Origin of the sequence: Micromonospora sp. DSM 45708 (assembly GCF_039566955.1) — a bacterium.
GTDB lineage: Bacteria > Actinomycetota > Actinomycetes > Mycobacteriales > Micromonosporaceae > Micromonospora.
In genome coordinates this window covers 3,147,517-3,172,706 of record NZ_CP154796.1, presented here as the reverse complement: position 1 = coordinate 3,172,706, position 25,190 = coordinate 3,147,517, and the positions used below count along the sequence as shown (strand labels likewise).

General features: G+C 75.2%; 16 protein-coding genes. 10 read left to right on the top strand and 6 right to left on the bottom strand.

From position 1 onward, the window contains the following. The first annotated feature begins 13 nt into the window (after positions 1–13). The 4 genes from VKK44_RS14085 (at position 14) to VKK44_RS14070 (ending at position 8,916) form a co-directional block, all read left to right on the top strand. Positions 14–5,605, top strand: a complete 5,592-nt coding sequence (locus VKK44_RS14085; protein ID WP_343447413.1) for a type I polyketide synthase — start codon at positions 14–16, stop codon at positions 5,603–5,605. Positions 5,606–5,689: 84 nt separating this feature from the next. Then, on the top strand, positions 5,690–6,715 hold the full coding sequence (locus VKK44_RS14080) for an ABC transporter ATP-binding protein (RefSeq protein ID WP_343447412.1): 1,026 nt from the start codon (positions 5,690–5,692) through the stop codon (positions 6,713–6,715). Beyond that, positions 6,712–7,548 carry an ABC transporter permease gene (locus VKK44_RS14075; RefSeq protein WP_343447410.1) on the top strand — a complete coding sequence of 279 codons (837 nt, stop codon included), beginning with the start codon at positions 6,712–6,714 and terminating at the stop codon, positions 7,546–7,548. Before VKK44_RS14080 ends, VKK44_RS14075 begins: the two co-directional genes overlap by 4 nt. Before the next feature lie 12 nt (positions 7,549–7,560). Next, positions 7,561–8,916 (top strand): glycosyltransferase, encoded by a 1,356-nt coding sequence (locus VKK44_RS14070; RefSeq protein WP_343447409.1) that lies wholly within the window; start codon positions 7,561–7,563, stop codon positions 8,914–8,916. A 90-nt stretch (positions 8,917–9,006) separates the two neighbouring features. Here the strand turns inward: VKK44_RS14070 and VKK44_RS14065 are convergent, their stop codons facing one another. Both VKK44_RS14065 and VKK44_RS14060 read right to left on the bottom strand, forming a co-directional pair. Then, complete coding sequence (locus tag VKK44_RS14065) at positions 9,007–11,823, bottom strand: helix-turn-helix transcriptional regulator (protein WP_343447407.1); 2,817 nt, start codon at positions 11,821–11,823, stop codon at positions 9,007–9,009. Between the two features lie 475 nt (positions 11,824–12,298). Further along, positions 12,299–15,070, bottom strand: a complete 2,772-nt coding sequence (locus VKK44_RS14060; RefSeq protein ID WP_343447406.1) for a helix-turn-helix transcriptional regulator — start codon at positions 15,068–15,070, stop codon at positions 12,299–12,301. Between the two features lie 1,289 nt (positions 15,071–16,359). Here VKK44_RS14060 and VKK44_RS14055 point away from each other — a divergent pair. Further along, positions 16,360–17,748: an AMP-binding protein gene (locus VKK44_RS14055; protein WP_343447405.1), complete on the top strand. Its 1,389-nt coding sequence runs from the start codon at positions 16,360–16,362 to the stop codon at positions 17,746–17,748. Between the two features lie 51 nt (positions 17,749–17,799). Beyond that, positions 17,800–18,456 carry a 4'-phosphopantetheinyl transferase family protein gene (locus VKK44_RS14050; protein WP_343447404.1) on the top strand — a complete coding sequence of 219 codons (657 nt, stop codon included), beginning with the start codon at positions 17,800–17,802 and terminating at the stop codon, positions 18,454–18,456. Here the strand turns inward: VKK44_RS14050 and VKK44_RS14045 are convergent. After that, positions 18,453–19,856 carry an acyl-CoA synthetase gene (locus VKK44_RS14045; RefSeq protein ID WP_343447403.1) on the bottom strand — a complete coding sequence of 468 codons (1,404 nt, stop codon included), beginning with the start codon at positions 19,854–19,856 and terminating at the stop codon, positions 18,453–18,455. The two genes, VKK44_RS14050 and VKK44_RS14045, sit on opposite strands and share 4 nt — an antisense overlap. Before the next feature lie 277 nt (positions 19,857–20,133). Between VKK44_RS14045 and VKK44_RS14040 the strand changes: the two genes are divergently transcribed. The 4 genes from VKK44_RS14040 (at position 20,134) to VKK44_RS14025 (ending at position 22,692) form a co-directional block, all read left to right on the top strand. After that, positions 20,134–21,066, top strand: coding sequence for an ABC transporter ATP-binding protein (locus tag VKK44_RS14040; protein WP_343447402.1), 933 nt, complete (start codon positions 20,134–20,136; stop codon positions 21,064–21,066). Continuing rightward, positions 21,063–21,803 (top strand): ABC transporter permease, encoded by a 741-nt coding sequence (locus VKK44_RS14035; RefSeq protein ID WP_343447401.1) that lies wholly within the window; start codon positions 21,063–21,065, stop codon positions 21,801–21,803. Before VKK44_RS14040 ends, VKK44_RS14035 begins: the two co-directional genes overlap by 4 nt. 190 nt (positions 21,804–21,993) lie before the next feature. Beyond that, on the top strand, positions 21,994–22,308 hold the full coding sequence (locus tag VKK44_RS14030; protein ID WP_343447400.1) for a DUF5988 family protein: 315 nt from the start codon (positions 21,994–21,996) through the stop codon (positions 22,306–22,308). Positions 22,309–22,326: 18 nt separating this feature from the next. Beyond that, the gene (locus tag VKK44_RS14025; protein WP_343447399.1) at positions 22,327–22,692 is read left to right on the top strand and encodes a VOC family protein; all 366 of its coding nucleotides are present in this window, start codon (positions 22,327–22,329) and stop codon (positions 22,690–22,692) included. A 71-nt stretch (positions 22,693–22,763) separates the two neighbouring features. Here the strand turns inward: VKK44_RS14025 and VKK44_RS14020 are convergent, their stop codons facing one another. The 3 genes from VKK44_RS14020 to VKK44_RS14010 all read right to left on the bottom strand — a co-directional run bounded on the left by VKK44_RS14020 (position 22,764) and on the right by VKK44_RS14010 (position 25,042). Further along, entirely contained in the window at positions 22,764–23,600 is an 837-nt protein-coding gene (locus VKK44_RS14020) for a glycosyltransferase family 8 protein (RefSeq protein ID WP_343447398.1), read from the bottom strand. A 144-nt stretch (positions 23,601–23,744) separates the two neighbouring features. Next, positions 23,745–24,887, bottom strand: a complete 1,143-nt coding sequence (locus VKK44_RS14015; protein ID WP_343447396.1) for a helix-turn-helix domain-containing protein — start codon at positions 24,885–24,887, stop codon at positions 23,745–23,747. Further along, entirely contained in the window at positions 24,884–25,042 is a 159-nt protein-coding gene (locus tag VKK44_RS14010) for a hypothetical protein (protein WP_343447394.1), read from the bottom strand. The genes VKK44_RS14015 and VKK44_RS14010 overlap by 4 nt, the downstream gene beginning before the upstream one ends. Positions 25,043–25,190: the final 148 nt, after the last annotated feature.

The window sequence follows — 25,190 nt, the reverse complement described above, 5'->3', positions numbered from 1 at the left end:
CAGGGAGGGCCCGATGAGCGTCTCGCTGGACGAGGTGGTGGGCGCGCTGCGCGCGTCGCTGCTGGACAACCAGAAACTCAAGCAGCAGAACCAGCAGCTCGCCGACCGGCTCACCGAACCGGTGGCGATCATCGGGATGAGCTGCCGCTTCCCCGGCGGGGTGCGCTCGCCCGAGCAGCTCTGGGAGCTGGTCGACGCCGGCCGCGACGCGATGGCGCCGTTCCCCGCCGACCGGGGCTGGGACCTCGACGCGCTCTACGACACCGACCCGGCCAGCCGGGGCACGTCCTACGTCCGCGACGGCGGTTTCCTGCCCGACGCCGGCGACTTCGACCCGGCGTTCTTCGGCATCAGCCCGCGTGAGGCCCTGGCCATGGACCCGCAGCAGCGGCTGCTGCTGGAGACCGCGTGGGAGGCGTTCGAGTCCGCCGGCGTCGACCCCACCGCGCTGCGCGGCGCGCCCACCGGCGTGTACGCGGCCACCAGCAGCCAGGGCGACTACGCGGCGCTGCTCACCGGCGTCGGCGGCGGCGTCGAGGGCTACCTCGGCACCGGCAGCGCGGCGGCGGTGGCCAGCGGCCGGATCGCGTACGCGCTGGGCCTGGAGGGCCCGGCGGTCACCGTGGACACCGCCTGCTCGTCGTCGCTCGTCGCGCTGCACCTGGCCTGCCAGGCGCTGCGGCTGGGGGAGTGCACGCTGGCGCTGGCCGGCGGCGTGTCCGTGATGGCCACCCCCACCGTCTTCGTGGAGTTCTCCCGGCAGCGCGGCCTGTCCACCGACGGCCGGTGCAAGTCGTTCGCCGCCGCCGCCGACGGCACCGGCTGGTCCGAGGGCGTCGGCATGCTGCTCGTCGAACGGCTCTCCGACGCCCGCCGCCACGGCCACCCGGTGCTCGCCGTGGTACGCGGCACCGCGGTCAACCAGGACGGCGCCAGCAGCGGCCTCACCGCGCCCAACGGCCCCGCCCAGCGGAAGGTCATCCGGGCCGCGCTGGCCAACGCCGGGCTCACCGCCGCCGAGGTGGACGTGGTGGAGGCGCACGGCACCGGCACCACGCTGGGTGACCCGATCGAGGCGCAGGCGCTGCTCGCCACGTACGGCCAGGACCGGGCCGAACCGCTGCTGCTCGGCTCCGTGAAGTCGAACATCGGCCACACCCAGGCCGCCGCCGGCGTCGCCGGGATCATCAAGATGGTGCTCGCCATGCGGCACGGCCGGCTCCCGGCCACGCTGCACGTCGACCGGCCCACGCCGCACGTCGACTGGTCGGCCGGCGCGGTGGAGCTGCTGACCGACGCCCGGCCCTGGCCGGCGACCGGCCGCCCACGCCGGGCCGGCGTCTCCGCGTTCGGCGTCAGCGGCACCAACGCCCACGCCGTCATCGAACAGGTCGAGGAGCTACCCGGCCCGCCGGCCGGACACCCCGCCCCGCCGGTGCCGTGGGTGGTCTCCGCGCGTTCCGGGCCGGCGCTCGCCGGGCAGGCCCGCCGGCTGTTGGACCACCTCGCCGCCCACCCCGACCTGCGCCCGGCCGACGTGGCGTACGCGCTGCTCACCACGCGGGCGGCGCTGCCGCACCGGGCCGCGGTCACCGGCGACGACCCGGCGGCGCTGCGCGCCGGGCTGCGCGCGGTCGCCGAGGAGCGGCCCGCCCCCGGCGTGGTCCGCGGCGTGGCCCGGCCGGCCGGCAAGCTCGCCGTCCTCTTCCCCGGGCAGGGCGGCCAGCGCCCCGGCATGGGCGCCGACCTGCACCGCCGCTTCCCGGTCTTCGCCGCCGCGTTCGACGAGGTGGCCGCCGAACTCGACAGGCACCTGAGCCGCCCGCTGCGCGAGGTGGCGTTCGCCGCGCCGGACACCCCGGAGGCGGCGCTGCTGGACCGCACCGAGTGGACCCAGCCCGCGCTCTTCGCCTACCAGGTCGCCGCGTACCGGCTGGTCACCAGCGTCGGCCTGCGCCCGGCGCACCTGCTCGGCCACTCCGTCGGCGAGTTGGCCGCCGCGCACGTCGCCGGCGTGCTGTCGCTGCCGGACGCGGCCACGCTGGTGGCCGCCCGGGCCCGGCTCATGCAGGCGCTGCCGGCCGGCGGCGCGATGCTCGCGGTCCGCGCGTCCGCCGCCGAGGTGACGCCGCTGCTCGACGCGCGGGTGGCGTTGGCCGCGGTGAACGGCCCCGAAGCGGTGGTGCTCTCCGGTGACGAGGACGCGGTGCTCGCCGCCGGCGAGCGGCTCGCCGCCCAGGGCCGCCGGACCCGCCGGCTGCGGGTCGGCCACGCGTTCCACTCGGCCCGGATGGACGACATGCTGGCCGAGTTCCGGGTGGTCGCCGAGAAACTCACCTGGCAGCCGCCGAGTGTGCCGCTGGTCTCCGACCGCACCGGGGAGCCGCTCACCGACGCGCAGGCCACCGACCCCGGCTACTGGGTCGAGCACGTCCGGGACACGGTGCGGTTCTCGTCGGCGGTGGCCACGCTCGCCGCCGCCGGGACCGGCACCTTCCTGGACCTCGGCCCGGACGCCGCGCTGACCGCGCTGGCCCGCGAGTGCCTGCCCGACGCCGAGCCGGCCGCGTTCGTCCCGGCCGCCCGGCGTGAGCTGTCCGAACCGGCCGGCCTGCTCGCCGCGCTCGCCGCCGTGGACCTGCGCGGTGCCGGCGTACGCTGGCCCGCGCTGTTCGCCGGCACCGACGCCACCCGGGTCGACCTGCCCACGTACGCGTTCCAGCACGAGCGGTTCTGGCCCGACCCGATCCGGCTCGACCTGGCCCCGCGCCCCGCCGACCCGGCCGACGGCGAGTTCTGGTCCACCGCCGAGGGCGGCGACCCGGCCGCGCTCGCCGACCTGCTCGGCCTCGACGACGACGCGGCCGGCCCGCTCGGTGACCTGCTGCCGGCGCTGACCGGCTACCGGGACCGCCGCCGCCGGGCGGCCACCCTGGACGGACTGCGCTACCGGACCGGCTGGACCCCGGTCGACCCGCCCACCGGCGCCGCGCCCACCGGCCCGTGCCTGGTCGTCGGCCTACCCGGCGGCCTGCTCGACGCCGTGACCGACGCGGTACGCGCCGAGGGCCTGGACCCGGTGCCCGTACCGGCGCCGCCCGGCGTCGACCCGGTCGCCACGCTGCGCGACCGCCTCGACACGGTCACCCCGGTCCGGGTGATCTCGCTGCTGCCCGCCGTCGCCGCCGTCCACGCGTCGGCGGACAGCGGAGCGCCGGCGGCCGGACCGGGGCGGGGAACGGGCGCGGCCGGAGCGACGGCCACCGGCGGCGCGCACGTCCTCGCCGGCACCGTCGCGCTGGTGCGGGCGCTTACCGACGCCGGGGTCACCGCGCCGCTGTGGTGCGTCACCCGGGGCGCGGTCGCCGTCGACGCCGACGACCCGGCGCCCGACCCGGCGGTCGCCAGCCTCTGGGGCCTGGGCCGGGTGCTGGCGTTGGAACACCCCCGGCTCTGGGGCGGCCTGCTGGACCTGCCCGCCGAACCGGCCGGCCCGGACGCCGCCCGGCTCGCCCGCGTGGTGGCCGGGAACGGCGTCGAGGACCAGCTCGCGATCCGCGCCGGTGGCCTGCGCGCCCGCCGGTTGGAACGCGCGCCGGCCGGCGTCGACCGGCCGTGGCGGCCGGACGGCGCGGTGCTGGTGCACGGCGACGCCCCGGTCCGCCGCCCGCACCTGCTGCGCCGGCTCGCCGAGGCGGGCGCGACCCACCTGCTCCTGGCCGGCCCGCCGGCCTTCACCGACGACGACCCGACCGGCGACGACACCGGGCGGACGACGGTGGACGGGGGCGGGCAGACCGTGGGCGACGTCGACCTGACCACGGCGCACGGCCTCGAGGTGACCACCGTGGCCGGTCCGGACGCGCTGTCCGCCGCGTTGGCGCGACTGGCCGCGGCCGGCACGCCGGTGCGTACCGTGCTGCACGTGGCCGACGCCGGCGGGGCCGGCGAGCCGGTCGCGGCGGCCGACCCGGACCGGTTGGCCGACACGGTCGGCGCGCACCTGGCCGCGGTGGCCCGGCTCGACGCCGTCTGCGCCGACCACCCGGTCGACCAGTTCCTGATCTTCGTCTCCACGGCCGCCACCTGGGGCAGCGGCGGCGCCGCGGTCACCGCCGCGACCGGCGCCGGCCTGGCCGCCCTCGCCGCCCGCCGCCGCGCCGCCGGCCGACCGGCCACCGTGCTGGCGTGGGCGCCGTGGCACGGCGAGGCCACCGACCCGGAGCAGTTGCGCCGCCGGGGCATCCGCCCGCTGGACCCCGGCGTGGCCCTCGACGCGCTGGACCGGGCCGTCGCCGGTGGCGGCGACGAGGTCGCCGTCGCGGATGTCGACTGGCCGGCGTTCGTGCCCGCGTTCACCGCGGTCCGCCCGGCCCCGCTGCTGCGCGGCGTGCCCGACGCGGCCCTGCCCGACGCGGCCGGCCCGGCCACCGGGGGCGGCTCCGACCCGGCGACCGCGCTGCGGGACCGGCTGGCCGCCGTGCCCACCGGGGACCGGCAGCGGATCCTGCTGGACCTGGTCCGGGCACAGGCCGCCACCGTTCTCGGGCACGCCGGTCCGGGCGCGGTCGAGGAGGACCGGGACTTCCTGGAGCTGGGCTTCGACTCGCTCACCGCGCTGGAGCTGCGTGACGCGCTGCGCCAGGAGACCGGGGCCGAGCTGTCCGCCACCCTGCTCTTCGACCACCCCACCCCGGTCGCGCTGGCCGGGCACCTGCTCGGCGCGATCCTCGGCGGGCAGGCCGCCGACGCGCCCGCCGACGCGGCGACGCCGGACGGCGCGGGCGGCCTGCTCGGCGGGCTGTTCCGGCAGCCCAAGGCGCGCGCCGACGCGGCCGGCTACGCCGAGCTGCTGGTGAAGCTGGCCCAGTTCCGGCCCAGCTTCACCGGCCCGGAGGACCTCACCCGGCCGGCCGGCGTCATGCGGCTGGCCGACGGGCCGGCCACGCCGGTGGTCTGCTGCTGCACCATGTCGCTGCTCTCCGGCGCGCACGAGTACGCCCGCGTCGCCGCCGGGCTGCGCGGCCGGCGTGACGTGTGGGCGCTGCCCAACCCCGGGTTCGGCGTCGGCGAGGAGTTGCCCGCCGACCTCGACGCGCTGCTGCGGGTGCACGTGGACACCGTGCTGCGGACGGTCGGACCCGGCGGCTTCGTGCTGGCCGGCCACTCCGGCGGCGCCATGGTGGCCAACCTGCTCGCCGCCGAGCTGGAGCGGCAGGGCCGCGCCCCGGCCGCGGTGGTGCTGATGGACACCTACCCGCCCGGCAGCGAGGTGCTCGGCGGCTGGACCTCGCAGCTGCTCGACGGGATGGTCGAGCGGGACAGCGCGTACACCCCGATGGACGACCACCGGGCCACCGCGTGGGCCGGCTACCTGCCGCTGTTCCTCGACTGGAACCCCGCGCCGATGGCCGCGCCGACGCTGCTCGTACGCGCCGGCGAGCCGTTGGGGGAGTGGACCGGGGAACCCGGCGGGTGGCGGTCGGTGTGGCCGTACCCGCACGAGACGCGGGACGCGGCCGGCGACCACTTCACCATGGTCGGCGAACGTGGCCCGGAACTCGGCGCCACCGTCGACGGATGGCTCGCGGAGCGGGGGCTGTGAGGCCGCCCCTTGGCTGCCCCTAACGCCCCCTATCGCGGTGGCGGACAACTGTCTTACCAGGAACCAGGACGGGAGCATGACGACGTGGACGAGGCAGTGGTGGTCGACGGGCTGGTCAAGAGATACCGGCCCGACATGCCGCCGGCGGTGGACGGACTGAGTTTCTCGGTCGCCGCGGGCGAGGTCTTCGGTCTGCTCGGGCCGAACGGCGCGGGCAAGACCACGACGATCGGGGTGCTGACGACCCGGGTGCGGGCCACCGCCGGCCGTGCCCTGGTCTGCGGCGCGGACGTGTCCCGCGCGCCGGCCGTGGCCCGGCAACTGCTCGCGGTGGTGCCGCAGCGGGTCAACCTGGACCGGTCGCTCACCGTCCGGCAGAACCTGTTGTTCCACTCCGCGTACCACCGGGTGTCCCGGTCCCGCCGCGCCCGGCGCGCCGACGAGCTGCTGGAGCAGATGGGTCTGAAGGACTTCGCGAAGGCCCGCACCGACTTCCTCTCCGGCGGCCTGGCCCAGCGCACCATGATCGCCCGGGCGTTGATGCACGCCCCCCGGGTGCTCTTCCTCGACGAGCCGTCCGCCGGTCTCGACCCGCAGTCCCGGCTGTTCGTGCACGAGCGGATCGCCGACCTGAAGCGGTCCGGGGTCACCGTCGTGGTGACCACGCACGACATGGAGGAGGCGGAGAAGCTCTGCGACCGGGTCGGCATCGTCGACCACGGCAAGCTGCTCACCCTGGACACGCCGGCGGCGCTGACCCGGACGCTGCCCGGCAGCAGCACGCTGACCCTGGTGGTCGCGCCCGGCGCCCCGGTCGAGGCGGTACAGACCGCGCTGGCCGACGTGCCGGACGTGGAGCGCGTCGAGCGGCTGCGCGCGGGCGGCGCGGCGGAGCTGCCGATGTTCCCCGGCATGCCGCCGATGCCGACGCCGGAGGACCCGGACGCGCCGCTGTCGTTCCGGGTCTACACCGCCGGCGCGCCGGCCAACGCCGTGCCGATGGCGTTGAAGGTCCTCACCGACCTCGGCTGCGAGGTCCGCGACCTCAGCGTCGGCCAGCCCAGCCTGGAGGACGTGTTCATCCACCTGACCGGAAGGGAACTTCGGTGACCGTCACCGCCCCCGCCGCGCCGGCGCCGCCGGCCGTCACCGCACCCCCGCCGGTACGCCTGCGCGACCAGCTCACCACGTTCCGGGCGGTGCTGTGGCGCGACATGTTCGTCACCAGCCGCGAGGTGGGCGCGTTCCTGGCCCAGGTGTTCCTCCAGCCGCTGTTCATGCTGCTGATCTTCGGCAAGGTGCTCAAGGACCTCGGGTACGCCTCCGACGACTTCGCCAACGTGCTGCTGCCCGGCGTCATCGCGCTCAACGCGTTCCTGATCGGGCTGGAGAACACCGCGCTGCCGATGGTGATGGACTTCTCCTTCACCCGGGAGATCGAGGACCGGCTGCTGTCGCCGATGGCGATCCCGCTGGTCGCGTTCGAGAAGATCGTCTTCGGGGCGATCCGGGGGCTGGTCGCCGGGCTGGTGCTCATCCCGGTCGGCATGCTGATCCTCGGCGTCACCTGGCCGCTGTCCACGTTGCTGCCGGTGATCGGCGTGTTGGCCGCCGGCGCGCTGGTCGGCGCCGCCATGGGCCTGACGTTCGGCACGCTGGTCCCGCCGCAGCGCATCCAGATCATGTTCACGGTCACGCTGACGCCGCTGATGTTCACCGGCGCCACCCAGTTCCCGCTGCGCGCGCTGGACTCGCTGCCCTGGTTCCAGGTGGTCTGCGCGATCAACCCGCTCACCTACGTCAGCGAGGGGACCCGGTCGCTCGTCGCCCCGCCCGGTGTCGAGTCGGTGCCGCTCTGGCTGGACCTGGTCGTGCTCGCCGGGGTGTTCGTGGTCTTCACCGCCGTCGGCATCCGTGGCTTCATGCGCCGGGCGATGGACTAGGGGCCGGCCGCGATGACCCCCGACGACGGACCGCTGCTGCTGGTCAGCTCCGGCAGCGCGGGGCTGTTCAACCCGCTGCTCACGCTGGCCGGTGAGCTGAAGCGCCGGGCCGCCCGACCGGTCCGCTTCGCCTGCACCGATGAGCGGCGGGCCGAGATCGAGGCGCTGCCCGGCGACGGTGACCTGCGGTTCGTCTCGCTCGGCCCGCCCCGGGTGGAGGTCCGCCCGGAGCACTGGGACGACGAGACACACCGCCGGATGTCCACCGGCTCCCGGGTGGTGAACTTCGCCAGCTACGTCGACGCCTCCACCGACTTCGACCACCTGCACGAGCTGTACGAGCGCTGCCTGGCCGTCATCGACGAGGTGCGACCGGTGCGGGCGGTGGTGGACTCGTTCGCCTCGTTCGGCCTCGACGCGGCCACCACCCGTGGGGTGCCGTTCGTCATCAGCGTCACGGTGCCGCCGTCGAACTTCCTCCAGGACAGTCTGCCGCCGGCGTACCCGATGTCGTTGTCGGGGCTCCCGCTGGCGATGAACCCCAGCCAGCGGGCGGCGAACGACCGCTACCGGGCCGCGCTGGTGGCCACGCTCACCGAGCCGGAGCGGCTCGCCCGCAGCACCGCCGCCGCCGCGCGGCGCGCGGACGCCGGCATCAGCAACGTCGAGCTACGTCCCTCGCAGTACGCCGAGGCGGCGGAGGCGCTGCTCGCCTACACGGTGTTCGGGCTGGAGTACCCGTTCGACACCGCGCCGGCGAAGCTGCGCATGGTGGGCTCGATGGTGCCCCGGGAGATCGTGCCGAGCCCGGACGGCGCCGAGCTGCGGGCCTGGCTCGACGCTCACGAGTCGGTGGTCTACGTCGGCTTCGGCACCATCATGCGCCCGACCGCCGCGCAGGTTGCCGCGCTGGTGGAGGTGGCCGCCCGGCTCGGGCCGGAGCACCAGGTGCTGTGGAAGCTGCCCGCCGCCCGACACGGGTTGCTCCCGCCGGCCGACGAGCTGCCGGCGAACCTGCGCGTCGAGTCGTGGCTGCCGTCGCAGGTGGAGGTGCTGGCGCACCCGCACGTCCGGGTGTTCTTCAACCACGCCGCCGCGAACGCGATCCACGAGGCGGCCTGGTTCGGGGTGCCGCAGCTGGTGATGCCGTTCTGGTTCGACTGCTACGACGGGGCGGTGCGGGTGGTCGACGCCGGCGTGGCGCTGGCGGTCGAGCACGAGGACCCGCTCGACGTCGACGACGTGGTCGGCAAGCTGCGCCGGCTGCTGGCCGAGCCGTCGTTCCGCGACCGGGCCGCCCGCTGGCGCGACTGCCTGCGCCGCGCCGGCGGGGTCACCGCCGCCGCCGACCTGGTGCTGAGCGGGTAAGGCGGGGTCCCTTCCTGACGCAGTCGGCTAAGGCGGGGCCCCTTGTTAACACCCGGTGTTAACAAGGGGCCCCGCCTTACCCGGGTCGGGTCAGGACGCGGCAGGCTGGATCTCCTCGCCCAGCGGCTCGGCGAAGGCCACCAGCCGGGCCGGCAGGTCCGAGCGGCGCTTGACGTCGAGCTTGCGGTAGACCCGGGTGAGGTGCTGCTCCACGGTGCTCACCGTGATGAACAGCTTGCTGGAGATCTGCCGGTTGGTGTGGCCCTGCGCGGCGAGCGCCGCCACCCGGCGTTCGGCCTCGCTGAGCCCGTCCTCCGGCTCCGCTGTCTCGGCCGGCGGACCCGCCGGCACGCTGCCCGGCTCGCGCCGGACCAGCCGCTGGGCCAGCACCGAGGCCCCGCAGTCCTGCGCCAGCTGGTACGCCCGGCGGACCAGCAGCCGCGCCTGCGCCGAATCGCCCGCCCGTTGCAGCGTCTGCCCGGTGTCACCGAGCGCCCGGACCAGCTCCAGCCGGTCGCCGCAGCCCTGCAACAGGTTCACCGCCTCGGAGAGCAGCTTGCGCCGGTGGTCCGGCGCGGTGGTGCCGGCGAGCAGTCGCAGCGCCCGGCCCCGGGTGCGGTCGTCCACCCCGTGCGGTGCCCGTAGCTGCTCCTGAAGCAGTTGGGTGGCGTGTGCCTTGTTGCCCACCGCGAACTGCACCCGGGCCAGCTCCAGCCGCCAGGGCACCAGCCCGGCCACGTCCACGCCCCAGGCGCGCATGAGTTCGCCGCACCGGCGCAGGTCGGTGGTGGCCGCGTGGGCCCGGCCGAGCGCCAGGTGGTGACGTGCCCGGGCGGCCAGGTAGTGCAGCCCGAGCGGCGTGCGGAAGGCACCGGCGGGCACGCTCTGCGCCAGCCAGCGGTCCGCCTCGGCGTGCCGCCCGGACTCGGTGGCGCAGGCGATCAGCGTGGCCAGCGGGCCCGCCGCGGCGACGCCCCAGGCGGCCACCGGCAGGTCGTCGAGCGCGGCCCGGGCCTGCTGGTCGGCCACGGTCAGGTCGCCCAGCCGCAGCGCCGCCTCGGCGCGCAGCGCCCGCAGCACGGCCCGCCAGAGCGGGGCGTGCCGCACGGCCGGCCGCTCCAGCAGCGCCGCCGTCCAGGCGGCCACCCGGTCGGCGCGGCCGGCCCAGAGCAGCGCCAGCAGCGGCGCGGCCAACAGCGGGAGCATGCCGTCGTCGGAGTGGTGGCGGTGCAGCAGTTGTTCGGCGCCGGCCACCGCGTCGTGGTCGCCGGTCGGGGACAGCGCCGCGCCGACGAGGCCCAGCGCCTGCGCCGGTGAGGAACCGCCGGCCAGCAGCGCGGCGCGTGGCGTGCCCGCCGTCTCCCGTACGGCGGCCAGGTGGTCCGGGTGGGAGAGTCCCAGCAGCAGGTGCATCGTCCGCCGGCGCCCGGCGGCGTGGGCGTGGGCCTGCTCGTCGTCCCCGGCGCAGCCGGTGATCGCCTCGTCGGCCTCCTCGGCCCGCCCCTGCCACAGCAGGTACGGCACGGCGGACAGGGCGGCGTCGGTCGGCCAGCCGCCCGCCCGCGCGGTGGCGACCAGTTGGTCGAGCTGACCGTTGACGGAAAGGGGGTTGATCTGCCAGCGGGCGCTGACCTGCATGGCGGTGATGGCGACGCGCTGGTCGTCGTCCACCTCGGCGCGACCGACGAGGCGCAGGCAGCCGGCGGCGACGTCGGGCCGGCCGGCGGCGAGCGCCTGGGCGGCGGCGTCGTGCAGCACCGGCACCGTCCACCCGGCCTCCGCCCAGCCGGCGGCGACCAGGTGCTCGGCCACGTCGCCCGGCTCGACGCCGTGCTCGTGCAGCACCTCGGCGGCCCGTTGGTGCAGGCCCCGTCGTTCGTCGACGGACATGTCGGCCAGGATGGACCGCCGGATCCGGGGGTGTCGCAGCCGGTCCTGGTCCAGCAGGCCGGTGGTGCGCAGCATGCTGACCATCGGGGTGACCGACTCCGGCACCACGTCGAGCAGGTGGCCGAGCAGGTCGGCCCGGCCGCCGGGCCGGTCCAGCACCGCCATCGCCTGCGCCACCCGGCGCACGCCCGGCTCGTGCCGGTACAGGCAGCCGAGCACCGCCTGGTCGAACGCGTCGCCGAGGGCGGCGTCCGCGGTCGGTTCCTCGTCCGTCGCCGGCCGGGGCCGTTCCTCGATGAGCGCCCGCGTGAGCAGCGGGTTGCCGCCGGTCATCCGCAGGCACCGCTCGGCGGCCTCGCGGGCCGCCGGCTCGACGTCGTCGTCGACCAGCCGGGCGATCGCCTCGACGGTCAGCGGCGGCAGGGTGATCCGGGTGAAGTAGGGCTGGCTGAACAGTTCGGCCCGGAAGTGCGGGTGCGCCGGGCGCAGCGTGCGGGCCTCGGCCAGCACCACCATGATCGGAATGTGTCGCAGCCGGCGGGCGACGTAGAGCAAGCAGTGCAGCGACGCCGGGTCGGCGTGGTGCACGTCGTCGACGGTCAGGACGAGCGGCGCCGACTCGGCCAGGTCGAGCAGCGTGCTGAACAGGCCGTGCAGCACCGGCGCCCACACCTGGTCGGCGGGGTCGTCGCTGCCGTCGTGTCCGGGTTCCGGCGGGGCGGTCGGGGAGTGGCGCAGCAGGTTCTCCACCCGGATGCCGGTCTCGGGGTCGAGCCGCGCCCCCTGGAGAAGTTGGCCCAGCACCCCCAGGTGCAGTCCCCGTTCGGCGCGCGACGCGGTCGCGCTGAGCACCCGGCCGCCGGCCCCGGCCGCCCAGTCGCCGAACGATTCCAGCACGCTCGTCTTGCCGCTGCCCACCGCGCCGGTGACGAGTGAGACGTGTCCCTTCCGCTGCCGCTCGCAGTTCTGGAAGGTCTCGCGCAGCAGGGTGAGCTGTTCCTCTCGCTGTACCAGCACGTGTGTCGTCAGCCCTTCTCGTCGGCGGCGCCGCGACGGGGTCACCGCCGCCGGCACGCCGCTCCGCCCGGTGTCGTCGGCGACCCCTTCACCACACCCGTCGCAGACGCGAAAACAGGGGTGAAGCGCACCGGGTCGTCGGCCGGGTGGACCCTGGAATCCTCCCCACCGGAGCGCGTCGTCGGACGACCGTTCCGGCTCCAGGCGAGTCTGGCATCGGCCCTGGCGTGCGACAACGGTCCCGGGACCCCACCGTTTCGGCGGTAAACCTGCGGTGCGGACGGGGCGTTAGGGGTTGCGTGGTCGCCCGGAAGGGGGGTGTCGTCCGAACCGGATGACGGGCGTGTTTCGCCACGATGGACAGCAGGTGACAGCCGATCGAGGAGATGAGACCACACTCCGGCAGGTGACCGCAGGCCGAGTGGCCGGCCGCGGTTGACCGCCAGGGGGGTACGGGCCGGCCGGCCGGCGGGGCTCAGCGGTCGAGCCGCAGCCGGGCGGCCAGTTCGCTGCGGGAGTTGACGTCGAGCTTGCGGTAGATCCGGGTCAGGCGCTGTTCGATGGCGCTGACGGTGAGGAACATCCGCTCGGCGATCTCCCGGTTGGTGTGCCCCTGCGCGGCCAGCGCGGCGACCCGTGACTCGGCGTCGCTGAGGCCGGTGAGCAGGATCCCGGCGTCGGAACCCGGGTCGGGCGCGGCGGTCCGGCCGACCGTGGTGGTCCGGCCGGCCGGCGTCGGCCGCAGCACCGGGATGCCGCACTCCTCGGCGAGGTCGCGCGCGGCCCGGGCCGTGCTGCGCGCCTGGCGCAGGTCGCCGGCCTCCTGCTGGGCCTGGCCGAGGTCGCCGAGGGCGCGCGCCAGCTCGACCCGGTCCCCGCACTGGCGCAGCAGCCGTACCGCGCACCGCAGGTCCCGGATCCGCTCGGCTCCCTCGCGGACGGTGCCGAGCACCCGCAGCGCGGCGCCCCGGTAGCGCAGGTCGGTCGGGCGGAGCCGGTCCAGTTCCTCGCGAACCACCTTCTCGGCCTGCTGCCGGCGGCCCATCCGCAGCAGCGCCCGCGCCGATTCGGTACGCCAGGGGACCAGCGGCGCCTGGTCGAGCCGCCACGAGGTCATCAGCTGCCCGCACAGTTGGAAGTCGGCCAGCGCCGCCTCCGGACTGCCCGCGGCGAGGGCGTGCACGCCCCGGGCGTGCAGGTAGTGCAGGCCGAACGGGGTCTCGAACAGCGCCGGCGGCACCGGCGTACGCAGGCAGGCCGCCGCCTCGTCCCACTCCTCGAGGCAGGTCAGCGTCCACAGTCGGATGGCCAGCGGCGCGCCGATGACGACGCCCCACCCCTTCGGGGACAACCGGTTGAGCGCGGACTCGGCGAGCTCGCGCGCCCGGCGCAGGTCACCGCGTCGGCCCGCCACGGTGGCGGCGACCGCGGTGAGCAGCGCGCGCGGCGTGCGGTGCCGGCGGGCGGAGGCGATCCGGTCCAGCCGGTCGCACCACTCGCCGGCCAGGTCGAGCCGGTCGGCGTAGATCATCGCGATCACCGCGCAGACCGCGTTCCACATGCTCGGCTCGTCGTCCAGCCCGAGCGTCCCGAGGGTGCGCTCGGCGTTCTCCAGCGCGCCGAGGTCGCCCCGACCCAACACGGTGTCGAGCAGGAGGACGCCGCGCAGCCGGTGCCTGACCCGGGCCAGGGCGAGCGGGTCCCGGGTGGTGCCGGTCGGTGCGGCGCCGTCGAGCGGAACCCCGGGATAGAGCGTGGTCATCCACCCCTTGATGATCATCAGGTCGGCGGCCGAGCGCGCGTCGACGCCGTCGGCACGCTCGCCGAGATGGTGGATGAGTTCCACGGCCCGGCCGATCTGGCCGTGCCAGAGCAGGTACTGGATCGGCCCGGAGGCCTGCCGGGTGCCCAGGTGGCCGGCGCGTACGGCGGTGGCGACGCCGAGCAGGTGGGGGACCGCGCCCTGCGGGTCGAGCCGCCACTCGGCGCGGGCCAGGGCGGACCGGATCCGGGCCCGCAGGCACTCGTCGGGGCAGTCCCGGTTGGCGCGGCGCAGGTAGCGACGGCCGGTGTCCACGTCGCCGTCGGCGAGCGCCTGCTCGCCGGCGTCGAGCAGGGTCTGCGCCATCCACGGCTCGGTCAGCTCGTCGGAGGTCAGCAGGTGCGGAGCGATCCGCGGTGGCGGGGCGCCGTCGTCGTGCAGCAGTTGGGCGGCGGCGCGGTGCAACCGGGCGCGTTCCTCCACCGTCATGCCGTCGAGCACCGCCCGGCGTACCGCCGGGTGTCGGAGGCCGTCGGCGACGACGAGACCGGCGCTGGTGGCCGCGTCGACGGCGTGCAGGTTCAGCTCGGAGGGGAGGTCGACCAGGTGGGGCAGGAGCGGGCCGTGCAGCGGCTCCTCGGTCACCGCCAGCACGCGAGCGGTCTTGAGCACCAGGTGCTCGCACCGGTAGAGGCAGCTCAGCACCGCCTCCCGGAACGCCTCACCGGGCGTCGGGGTGTCGGCGCCGGCCGGGTGGTCGTCGGCCAGCGCGTGCACCAGCAGCGGATTGCCGCCGCTGATCCGGTGCGCCTCGTCGGCGACCCGCCGTGCCACCGGGGCGCCCAGCCGGTCGGCCAGGATCCGGTACGTCCCGTCGGCGGAGAGCAGCGGCAGCCGGACCCGGTGCAGCCGGGCCGGCTGGAGCAGTTCGGCGTACGCGGTGGGGTGCCAGGGCCGGGTGCGCGGCGCCTCGGTCAGCACGATCAGCACCGGCAGGCCGGTGACCCGACGGGCCAGGTGGTCGAGGCACCGCAGCGACGGCGCGTCGGCGTGCTGGACGTCGTCGACCGCGACCACGGCGGGCGCCCGCGCCGCGAGTTCCAGCAGTTCGCCACCGATCGCGGCGGTGAGCGGGGCGAGCGCCTCCTCGTCGGCCGTCTCGCCCCAGCGCAGCACGGCCCGGTCCAGGAGCCGCCCGACGCGGTCGCGGTCGGCGTCGTCCACGGTGGCCCGCCGGAGGAGTTGCCGGACCACCTCCAGCGGCACGGTGCGTTCGCTGCGCGACGCGCTGGCGCCGAGGAACGTGACGCCGGCCTCGGCGCACCGCCGGGCGAAGGACTGGAGGAGTGTGGTCTTGCCGGCACCGACCGGTCCGGTGATCAGCGTGATCGGGCCGGGGGCGGTGGCGGGTTCGCCCGGGTGGAGCAGATCGGTGAGCCGACCGGTCAGGACGTCGAGGTGCCGGTCCCGTTCGGCCATCGTCATGGGGCGGGCCTCCGCCCGGCTGTGGCCCCTCGGGCCGCGCGCCGTGGTCTCCGGTGACACTCGTTGCAGTCAGAGACCCACAAATCCTTGACCCATTCCAATTGGCGAATACCGACAACGATGGTACGACGTGGGCGTTTCATCGAACGTCGCGCCTGGTCTCGTGCGTCGAAAATCCGCCACCACCTGCGGTCCCGCAATTCGGGGCGGATCGACGCGGTCCGCCTCTATCGATCCCGATTCATGGGGTGGAGTATGTCAGCCCGGCAATTGGGCGGCAAGTCGAAGGATGTAAAGGATGAGCAAACATGGCATCGCCTCGCCGGCGGTCGACGACGGTGGCCGGGGTGGTCCGACAGCGGAAAGTCATCCGCCTCTTCCGGAACGTGACGCAGGCGGCCCGGTAGGTCGGTTGGTAACGTTTTCCACCCTTGCCGCTAATGCGCGGGAAGAACGGACGCCCGACCCTCGGGGGGTCGGGCCCGGCCGCCGACGGTCCGCCCCGGTCCGCCGGCGCGGCGACCCGGCGTCGCCGCGGCTCACGCCGCTCGCCGTGAGAGCGTTCTCGCTGTTCACCGGTGGCCGGGCGACGACCGCGCCGGCGGGGTGCCGCCCCGTCGGTCGGGCGGTGACGACGAGCCGGCCGGCGGGTCGCGGGCGCCCGGCGTCGCCGGCCGCTCCGACCGGTGTGCCCGGCGCGTGGTACCCGGCGCTTTCGGCCGATTGTCGGCCCGGCGGCACCGGTCGATTCCGGCAGCCGTCACCGCGCTTTCGTCGCTCGCCCAACTTGCCCGTTTCAGTCCGTCTGGAAGCCCTTTGCCGCAACTTGTTGTTAAAGAAGAAATTCGCGTCGAGCCGGTGCGCGGAACGGTGAGGGGAAAGAAAGTTGACCCGCCGGTAACTGCGGAAGAATGAAATTGGAATCGTTATTCCCGGGACCGACGGATGGCGCGCCGGTGGACCGGGCGCGATTCGACGGCCCGATTCCGTCATCCCCGTGGACGCTTCCCGTCACCCGGCGATCAACGCGAACGAGTTTCATCACGGACTCGTCGTCCACCCCCCACCTGCCGCTCCGGGCCGGTGACGCGGCGTCCGGACGCGCCGTCGGGCCCGCCGGGTAGGGGTTGTCTGCCGCCGCTCAGCCGCCTAATTTCGGACTGTCCGCCGTGGTCGGCGGATGACAATCCGCCGCACGACGGGGGGATCGGCCACGGGCCGCGCGCCCGGGACGTGAAGGGTTCGCGCGTGATCTGCCAACCACCGCCGAGACACCGGGCCCCGGTTCGATGACGCTTCTGCCCGGGCTGCGGGGGTCCGGGGCGGACCGTTCCGACGCGCTCCGGGTCGCCGGCCGGACACTCTCCGCCGAGGCGCTCCTGGGCTGCGCGAACGCGGTCGCCGATCGGATCCGGGGCGCCCGGGCGGTCGCGGTCGAGGCCGGGCCGAGCCTGGAGACCATGGTCGGGATCGTCGGCGCCGTCCAGGCCGGCGTGCCGGTGGTGCCGTTGCCGCCCGGCGCCGAGGCGGGCGAGCGGCACCGCATCCTGCGCGAGTCGCGCGCCGACGTGCTGCTCGGTCCTACCACCGCCGGGGCCACCCTGCCGATCGTCCCGGTGGACCTGCGAAAACGGTCCTGGGCCACGCACCCGGACCCGCTGCCGGCCAGCGACGCGGTGATCCTCTACACCGGCGGCGCCGGCGGGCCCTCCCGCGGCGTCCGCATCTCGCACCGGGCCATCGCCGCCGACCTGGACCTGCTCGCCGCCGCCTGGCGGTGGAGCGCCGACGACGTCCTCGTCCAGGGCGCGCCACTGTTCCGGGCGTTCGGGCTGGTGGTCGGCCTGCTCGGCGCGCTCCGGGTGGGCAGCCGCTTCGTCCACCTCGACCGGCACGCCACCGCCGGCCCGGCCGGCACCATCTACCTGGCGTTGCCCCGGCAGTGGGCGCGCATCGCCCGGGACGCGCCCCGGGCCCGGACGCTGTCCCGGGCGCGCATGCTGGTCTCCGGCGACGCCCCACTGGCGCCCGCCGTGGGGGAACGGCTGCGGTTGCTGACCTCGCACCACCCGGTGGAGGGGTACGGCACCACGGAGACACTGATCGTGCTCACCGGGCCGGCCGGCACGCCGGGCACCGCGCTGCCCGGCGTGCAGACCCGGGTGCTGGACCAGGCCGGCCGGCCGGTGACCGCCGACGGCGACGCGGTCGGTGAACTGAGCGTCCGGAGCCCGACGCTGTTCAGCGGGTACACCGACCGGCCCGGGTCGGCGCCGCCGGCCGACGGCTGGCACCCCACCGGCGATCTGGCCACCGTGGACCCGGCCGGACGCCACCGGATCCTCGGCCCGGACGGCACCGGCGTGGTGCGCTGCGGCGGTCGACCGGTGCCGACCCGGCAGGTCGAGGAGGTGCTGCTCACCCACCCCGGGGTGCACGAGGCGGCGGTGGTCGGCGCGCCGCACCGCACACTCGGCGAGCAGGTCGTCGCGTACGTCGTCGCGGCGGCCGGGCTCACCGCCCAGGCGCTCATCGACCACGTCGGCCGACTGCTCTCGGCGGCGGCCCGGCCCCGCCGGGTGCACTTCGTCGACGAGCTGCCGTGCAGCGCGCAGGGCCGGGTCCGCAAGTCGCTGCTGATCCGGCGGAGCGGGCCTCCCCCCGTACGCGACCCCTGACCACCGGCCACGGGCCGGACACACCGGCGGGCACGCCCTACCATCCGGGGCGTGATCGAGCGGATCCTGCCGCCGGCCGTGGTGGTGGAGGAGTGCTTCACCGACCCGGTCGGGCTACGCCTGCACCCGGCCGAGGAGCACGTCGTCGCGAACTCGGTGGCGAAGCGCCGCCAGGAGTTCACCACCGTGCGGCACTGCGCCCGCCGGGCGCTGGCCCGGCTGGGGCTGCCGCCGGCGGCGATCCTGCCCGGCGTCCGGGGCGCGCCCGGCTGGCCGGCCGGCGTGGTCGGCAGCATGACCCACTGCGACGGCTACCGTGGCGCCGCCCTCGCCCGGTCCGGGACGGTCGGCAGCGTCGGCGTGGACGCCGAGCCGCACGCGCCGCTGCCCGACGGGGTGCTGGACGCGGTCGCGCTGCCGGCCGAGCGCACCCGGACCGCCGCGTTGCGCACCACCCACCCGGCTGTCTGCTGGGACCGGCTGCTGTTCAGCGCGAAGGAGGCGGTCTACAAGGCCTGGTTCCCGCTGACCGGGCGCTGGCTGGACTTCGCCGAGGCGGACATCGTGGTCGACCCGGCCGGCACGTTCACCGCCCGGCTGCTGGTGCCCGGCCCGCGGCTGGGCGGCGTGGAACTGACCGCGTTCGACGGCCGGTTCCTGGTGGAGCGGGGTCTGGTGCTCACCGCCGTCACCGTCCCCGCCCCCTAGGTCAGCCGGCTCTTCTGCACCTTGCCCATGGCGTTGCGGGGCAGCGCGTCGACCAGCCGCACCTGCCGGGGCCGCTTGTGCACGGAGAGCTGCCGGGCCACGAAGTCGATCAGCTCGGCCTCGCCCAGCCCGTCCCCGACCACGTACGCGGTGACCTGCTGGCCCAGATCCGGGTGGGGGGTGCCGACCACCGCCGCCTCCCGGACCCCGGGGTGGGCCAGCAGCGCGTCCTCCACCTCGCCCGCGCCGATCCGGTACCCACCGCTCTTGATCAGGTCGGTGGCGGCCCGGCCGACGATCCGGTGGGCGCCGTCCGGTCCGACCGTCGCCACGTCACCGGTGCGGAACCAGCCGTCCGCGGTCCGGGCCGCCGCGTCGGCGTCCGGCCGGTTCAGGTAGCCGTCGAAGAGCGTGTCGCCGCGGACCTGGAGTTCGCCCATCGTCTCCCCGTCGGCGGGCAGCGGCGTGCCCCGCTCGTCGACCACCCGGGTGCGCACGCCGGGCAGCGGCACGCCGACCGTGCCCGGTCGCCGGGGCCCGTCCGCCCGGGCGCTCACCGTGATCAGGGTTTCGGTCATCCCGTACCGTTCGACCGGGCGGTGGCCGGTCAGTTCGGTGAGCGCGGTGAAGACCGGCTCGGGGAGCGCGGCGCTGCCGGACACCAGCAGCCGGGCGCCGCGCAGCGCCCGCGCCGCCGCCGGCTCCGCCGCGATCCGCGACCAGATCGTGGGTACGCCGAAGTAGAGCGAGCCGGCGGCGGCGGCGTACCGGTCGGGGCGGGGCCGGCCGACGTGGTGCAGCCGGCCGCCGACCCGCAGCGGGCCGAGCACGCCGAGCACCAGCCCGTGCACGTGGAACAGCGGCAGGCCGTGCGCCAGCACGTCGTCCGGCGTCCAGGCCCAGGCGTCGGCCAGCCCGTCCAGGCAGGCGGCGACCGCGCGGCGGGACAGCACCGCGCCCTTCGGCGCGCCCGTGGTGCCGCTGGTGTAGAGGATCAGCGCGGTGGTCGCCGCGTCCGGCTCGGGACGCCGGGTGTCCGAGCGGCGGGTCAGGTCCACCGGCAGGGCCGGCGGCGCGGCGGGACCGTCGACGGTCGGCGTCCCGGGCGTCGCCAGCAACACCTCGGCGGCGGAGTCGCGCAGCACGTGGTCGCGTTCCACCGGCCCGGCGTCCGGCGGCACCGGCACCACCGCCGCGCCGGCCAGCAGCCCGCCGACCACGCCGACCACGGTCTCCAGGCTCGACGTGGCGGGCACCGCGACCCGGCGGACCCCGTGCAGGTCGTCGGCGACCGCGGCGGCGGCCCGGCGCAGCTCCACCCAGGACAGTGACCGGTCGTCGACCCGGATCGCGTCCGGTCGCTCGTCGGTGGACCGGTCGAGCCAGCTCAGCAGCGGCACGGGCGCCCCTCTCGCGATTCGCCGCCGGCGGCGGCGCACCGACCGTAGCCGGGCCGCCCGGGGGCCGGCCACCCCCACCGGGCCCGGCGACACGCCGGGTGACCGGCCGACACCCCTGGCGACCGGCCCACACCCCCGATTCGTCGACCGATGGGTTGAACCGTGCCTCGGTTGCCCGGATGATGGGCGGCGTCGGCCCGCCGGGCGGGTCGATCATGCCGACACCCGACGCCGCGACTCCCCGGCGGCACCCGTACGCGACGGAGGATCCCGCCAGATGCCGGTCATCGAAGTCGAGCACCTGCACAAGAGGTACGGCGACAAGGTGGCGGTCGACGACGTCTCGTTCACGGTGGAGCAGGGCGAGATCTTCGGGGTGCTCGGCCGCAACGGCGCCGGCAAGACCACCACCGTGGAGTGCGTGCAGGGCCTGCGTCGCGCCGACGGCGGCACGGTCCGGGTGCTCGGGCTCGACCCGATCCGCGACCGCACCGAGGTGCGCCAGCGGGTCGGCGCCCAGCTCCAGGAGAGCCAGCTCCCCGACAAGCTGCGGGTGCGTGAGGCGCTGGACCTCTACCGGTCCTTCTACCGCAACCGCGCCGACATCGACGAGCTGCTGGCCGACCTCGGGCTGGCCGAGCAGCGCGACACCGCGTTCCACAAGCTCTCCGGCGGCCAGAAGCAGCGCCTCTCGGTGGCGCTGGCGCTGGTCGGCCGCCCCGAGATCGCCATCCTCGACGAGCTGACCACCGGGCTGGACCCGAAGGGCCGGCGCGACACCTGGGACCTGGTCGAGCGCATCCGCGACCGTGGCGTGACGGTCGTGCTGGTCACCCACTTCATGGCCGAGGCCGAGCGGCTCTGCGACCGACTCGCGCTCATCGACGCCGGTCGGGTGGTCGCCATCGACACACCGGCCGGGCTGATGTCCCGGGTGGACGCCGAGCACCGGGTGCACTTCCGCCCGGTCGACCACCTCGACGACGCCCTGCTGTCCGCGCTGCCCGAGGTCAGCTCCGTGCGCCGGGACGGCGACGAGGTCACCGTCACCGGGCCCGAGGAGGTGCTCCAGGCGGTGCTGTCGGCGCTGACCGAGCGCAAGATCCGCTACGCCGGCCTCCGGGTCGAGCAGCCCACCCTGGACGACGCGTTCGTCTCTCTCACCGGCCACCCGGCCACCCCGCCGGCGCTCGACGGAAGGTCATCGTGAACGCCCTGTCCAAGCTCGTCGCCGTCGAGGCCAAGCTGTTCCTGCGGGAGCCGGTCTCGCTGTTCTTCGTCTTCGCGCTGCCGCTCGGCCTGATGCTGGTGTTCGGCCTGCCGCAGCGCGGGGCCCCCCAGGAGGCGACCCCCGGGCAGCACGGTGAGCAGACGTTCCTGCCGTCCATCGCGCTCTCCCTGACGATCGGGATGTTGGCGCTGTTCACGCTGCCGATGGCGCTGGGCATCTACCGGGAACGCAAGGTGCTGCGCCGGCTGGCCACCACCCCGGTCAGCCCGGCGTTGCTGCTCATCGCCCAGGTGGTGGTCAACCTGGCGATGGGCGTGGCCGGCGCGGTGGTCACCGCGGTCGGCGTACGTTTCCTGCTGGACCAGCCCGCGCCGGCCAACGTGCCCGGTTTCGTGCTGGCCTTCCTGCTCGGCGTGGCCTGCCTGTTCGCGATCGGCCTGCTCATCGCCGCGCTCGCCCCGTCGGCGCGGTCGGCGCAGTCCATCGGGCCGACGCTGTTCTTCCCGCTGCTGTTCCTGGCCGGGGCCTGGCTGCCCCGCGACCAGATGCCCACCGTGCTGGCCCGCATCGGGGAATACTCGCCGCTGGGCGCCACCGTGGACACCCTCTCCGCCGCCTGGGCCGGGCAGAGCCCGTCCGTGTCGCAGCTGCTCGTGCTGGCCGGCACCGCCATCCTGGGCTGCCTGCTCGCCACCCGCCTGTTCCGCTGGGAGTAGGGCCCGCCGGCCCCCGGTAGGGGGCGGCTAAGGGTACTTCGGCAGTGTGAGCTGGATTACGTTCGAGTCGCACCGGAGATCGCCGCACGTTCCGCCCCGGCGGAACCGGCGGTGATCCGCCCGGCGCTCGCGCGCGGCACCTGCGGTGCGCGCACGGCGAGGCGGAACGACGAGCGACGGAGGTCGTGCCATGACAGCTTCTTCCGATCCCGCCCCGGCCATCCGGACGGCGACGTCCTTCGTCAACGGTGACGACCGGACCGCCTGGCCGCCGACGGCCCAGCAGATAGGCGCGGACGCCACCGGCATCGTCGAGGCGGTGCTGGAGGGCGGGCCGGCGACGTTGCCGGTCGAGCTGCGCAACCACCGGGTGTCCCCGGTGGAATCCAAGATCAAGGTACGGCACTACGGGGGCTACGAGCACTTCGAGCGGGATCCGGCCGGCGTCGTCGACGGCACGCCGGCGGTCTTCCGCTGGACCGGCCGTACCCGTATCGCGGAGTGAACGAGAGGCGGTAACGCGATGGGCGTCGGGGAACCGCGCAACGGTGCGCACCTGACGGTGACCGACGTGGCCACGGTGACCGCGTTCTACGCGGCGGTCTTCGAGGCGGTGCCGGTGCAGCGGGAGTGTCTGCTGGACGGCCGCGTCCTGCACGCCGAACTGGTGGTCGACGGCCACCGGCTGACGGTGAGCGAGTGGTCCGACTGCCCGGGTGAGCCGGGCGGTCCGGATGGTCCGCTGCCGCTCGCCCCGGCCGACCCGCACCTGCTCGTGCAGCGGGCGTTGGCGGCCGGCGCGACGCTCGAAACCACCCCCGGCGGCCCGCCGGTGGGGGTGGTGTTCCGGGACCCGGCCGGCCTGCGCTGGGCGGTGCCCGGCCCCTAGGTCCCCCACGACGACGAACGGCCCCGCCACCGATCCCCCGGTGGTGGGGCCGTTCGTCGTGCCCGCGAGGATCAACGGCGCAGCGTCGAACCGAGGCCGCCACCGCTGCGCCGCCGGTGCTGCCAGTAGAAGTCACGCCGGGCGCCCTGCGGGAAGCCGGGCTGCCAGGGCTTGACCGGGCCGGCGGTGTGGATGATCGCCGAGTCGGTGAGCTTGCCGCCGAACGCCGGCTCCCGCCGCCAGGCCATCAGGTCGTTCCACCGGTGCGGCAGCCGCAGCCAGTTGGCGTGCACCGCGAAGTTGAGCGCGTCCTGGTCCGGGTAGCGGGACTCGTGCGCGTGCCGGCGCAGGTAGTCCAGCGACACCTCGGTCACCTCGCACTCCTTCCAGCGCGGCACGTCGATCAGCAGCACGCCGGAGTTGAAGTAGAGCGCGTGCGGGTCGAGGTGGTCGTAGTCGGCCAGGCCGGGAATGCCGCCCATGTCCAGCAGGCGGCGGTTGAACGGGTCCCGCACCCCGCCGAGCGGCACCCCGCCCATGTCCACCTCGAACAGCGGCTTCAGGCTGTTCAGGCACATCGTGTCGCAGTCCAGGTAGAGCAGCCGGCGCACGTCGGCCGGCAGCGCCGCCGGGACCAGCAGCCGCAGGTACATCGCCGGTGACAGGTACGCCATCAGCGGGTCGCTGCCCTTCGACAGGTTCACCTGCGCGGCGTCCACCCGGAGGAACTCCACCGTGGCGTTCGGCCCGGCGATGCGGGTGAGCGTGGTCCGGGCGCTCGCCGGCACGTCGTCGGCGGCGACCAGCCAGTACCGGAGCTTCTCGCCCGGGTTCGACTCGGCGACGGTCGACATGACGACCGCGGCGTGTGCCGCGTACGCGTTGTCAAAGGTCAGGGTGAGGTCCACGGGTGCTCTCCTTCGCGGCGTTGCGTCAGCGCAACGTCGAGAAAAGTAGCCGCGGAATTGTCGGCCCGGCAAGGAACGGGCATTCGCTCAGGGGGTTCGGCAAAACAACCCCTGAATTCGCCCCTCAATTCCACCCGGTCCGGGTCAGCGGGTGAGACCGATCATGGCCGCGATCCGGGCGACGTCGGCCGCCGCCGGGTCGCACCGGGCTATCTCGGCGACGAGGGTACGCGCGACCGGTCGGCAACGGACCTCGGCGGGAGCGATCCGATCGGCTTCGACCAGCGCCCGGGCGGCAGCGGTGAGATCGCCGGTGCCGAGGTGGGCGCGCGCGGCGTCGACGAGGTGGGCGGCGCGATGCTCGACCGGCAGCCGAGACCATCCGCCGGCACGGATCGCGCTCTCGTGCCGAGCCACCGCTTCGGTGCTATCGCCGATTTCGAGGGCGGTCAGGAAGCGGGCCAGCAGCACGGTGGTGGGATTGAACGCGGTGTGGTGCGGGTCGTCGGTGGCGCCGCGGTCGGCGAGTGCGGCGGCGCGGTCGGTCAGGTCGTCGGCGTGCCGGCGGTCGCCGCAGCCGGCGGCGGCGAGGCCGGCCTGAAGCAGCAGCGTTCCGCGTACCGCATCGTGGGTCGTGGTGTCGGCGGCGGCACGGGCGGCGGTGAGCGCGAGGCGGTGGCGACCCAGCGCGCGCAGTGCCTGGGTGACGGCGATGGTGGCGGTGGCGGCGTGGGTGGGGTTGCCGGCGGCGGTGACGGCGCGGTCCGCGGCGAGCCAGGCGAGGTCCGGTTCGCCGAGCTTGACCAGCACTGAAGCGGTGATCCGGTAGGCGGGTACCAGCAGGTCGCGGTGGCCGTGGGCGGCGTCGAGCAGGGAGGGTAGGACGCGCAGAAGTTGGGCGTAGTGGGCATGCTGGTAGGTGAGCCAGGCATGGGCGACGTGTGGTTCGACCTGGTCCGCCGGCACCGGCGTGGGGGGACGGCGGTGATAGCGGGCGAGGGCGGCGCGCACCGCCTCGACCCCGTCCAGCCGGGTTTCCGCTGCCGACGGTGGCCGGTGAGGGCCGAGCAGGACCGCCGGGTCCAGGCGGAGCACCTCGGCGATCTCCTGGATCACCGAGTAGCGGTCCAGCGCGCGTACGCCGCGTTCGACCTTGTCGACCCAGCTCTTCGACTTGCCGAGCCGGTCGGCGAGCATCTGTTGGGTCATCCGGCGGCGGACTCGCCAGCGGGCCACGCGGCGTCCGATCGGCATCTCGTCGGTGTCGAGCAGCCGCCGGCCCGTCACCGGTCGCGCTCCGCCGGTGGGTAACTGGCCAGCGTGGACGCTCCGCAGCGCGGGCACCACCGAGACTTCACCCGGAAGGCGAGCAGCCCGAGCAGGAACCCGGGCACCAGCCCACCGAACACCATCGACACGACTGTGGAGAGCAACAGCGTCACCTCCTGACGAGATTACGGCCGGAAGCTCATCCTGTCGTGACGCAGCTTCCCATCGTGCACGACCGATAACCGTCCGTAGTGCACCCCGTCAGGATTGCGCATCAAGTGATGCTATGCAAGTACCGCGCATGGCCAAGGTTCAGAGACA

What these genes read in the sequence shown, in the direction of transcription:
- VKK44_RS14040 (WP_343447402.1), top strand. Translation starts at nt 20,134, where the DNA reads ATGCCGGTCATCGAAGTCGAGCACCTGCACAAGAGGTACGGCGACAAG.
- VKK44_RS14060 (WP_343447406.1), bottom strand. Translation starts at nt 15,070, where the DNA reads ATGACGATGGCCGAACGGGACCGGCACCTCGACGTCCTGACCGGTCGG.
- VKK44_RS14025 (WP_343447399.1), top strand. Translation starts at nt 22,327, where the DNA reads ATGGGCGTCGGGGAACCGCGCAACGGTGCGCACCTGACGGTGACCGAC.
- VKK44_RS14070 (WP_343447409.1), top strand. Translation starts at nt 7,561, where the DNA reads ATGACCCCCGACGACGGACCGCTGCTGCTGGTCAGCTCCGGCAGCGCG.
- VKK44_RS14030 (WP_343447400.1), top strand. Translation starts at nt 21,994, where the DNA reads ATGACAGCTTCTTCCGATCCCGCCCCGGCCATCCGGACGGCGACGTCC.
- VKK44_RS14055 (WP_343447405.1), top strand. Translation starts at nt 16,360, where the DNA reads ATGACGCTTCTGCCCGGGCTGCGGGGGTCCGGGGCGGACCGTTCCGAC.
- VKK44_RS14085 (WP_343447413.1), top strand. Translation starts at nt 14, where the DNA reads ATGAGCGTCTCGCTGGACGAGGTGGTGGGCGCGCTGCGCGCGTCGCTG.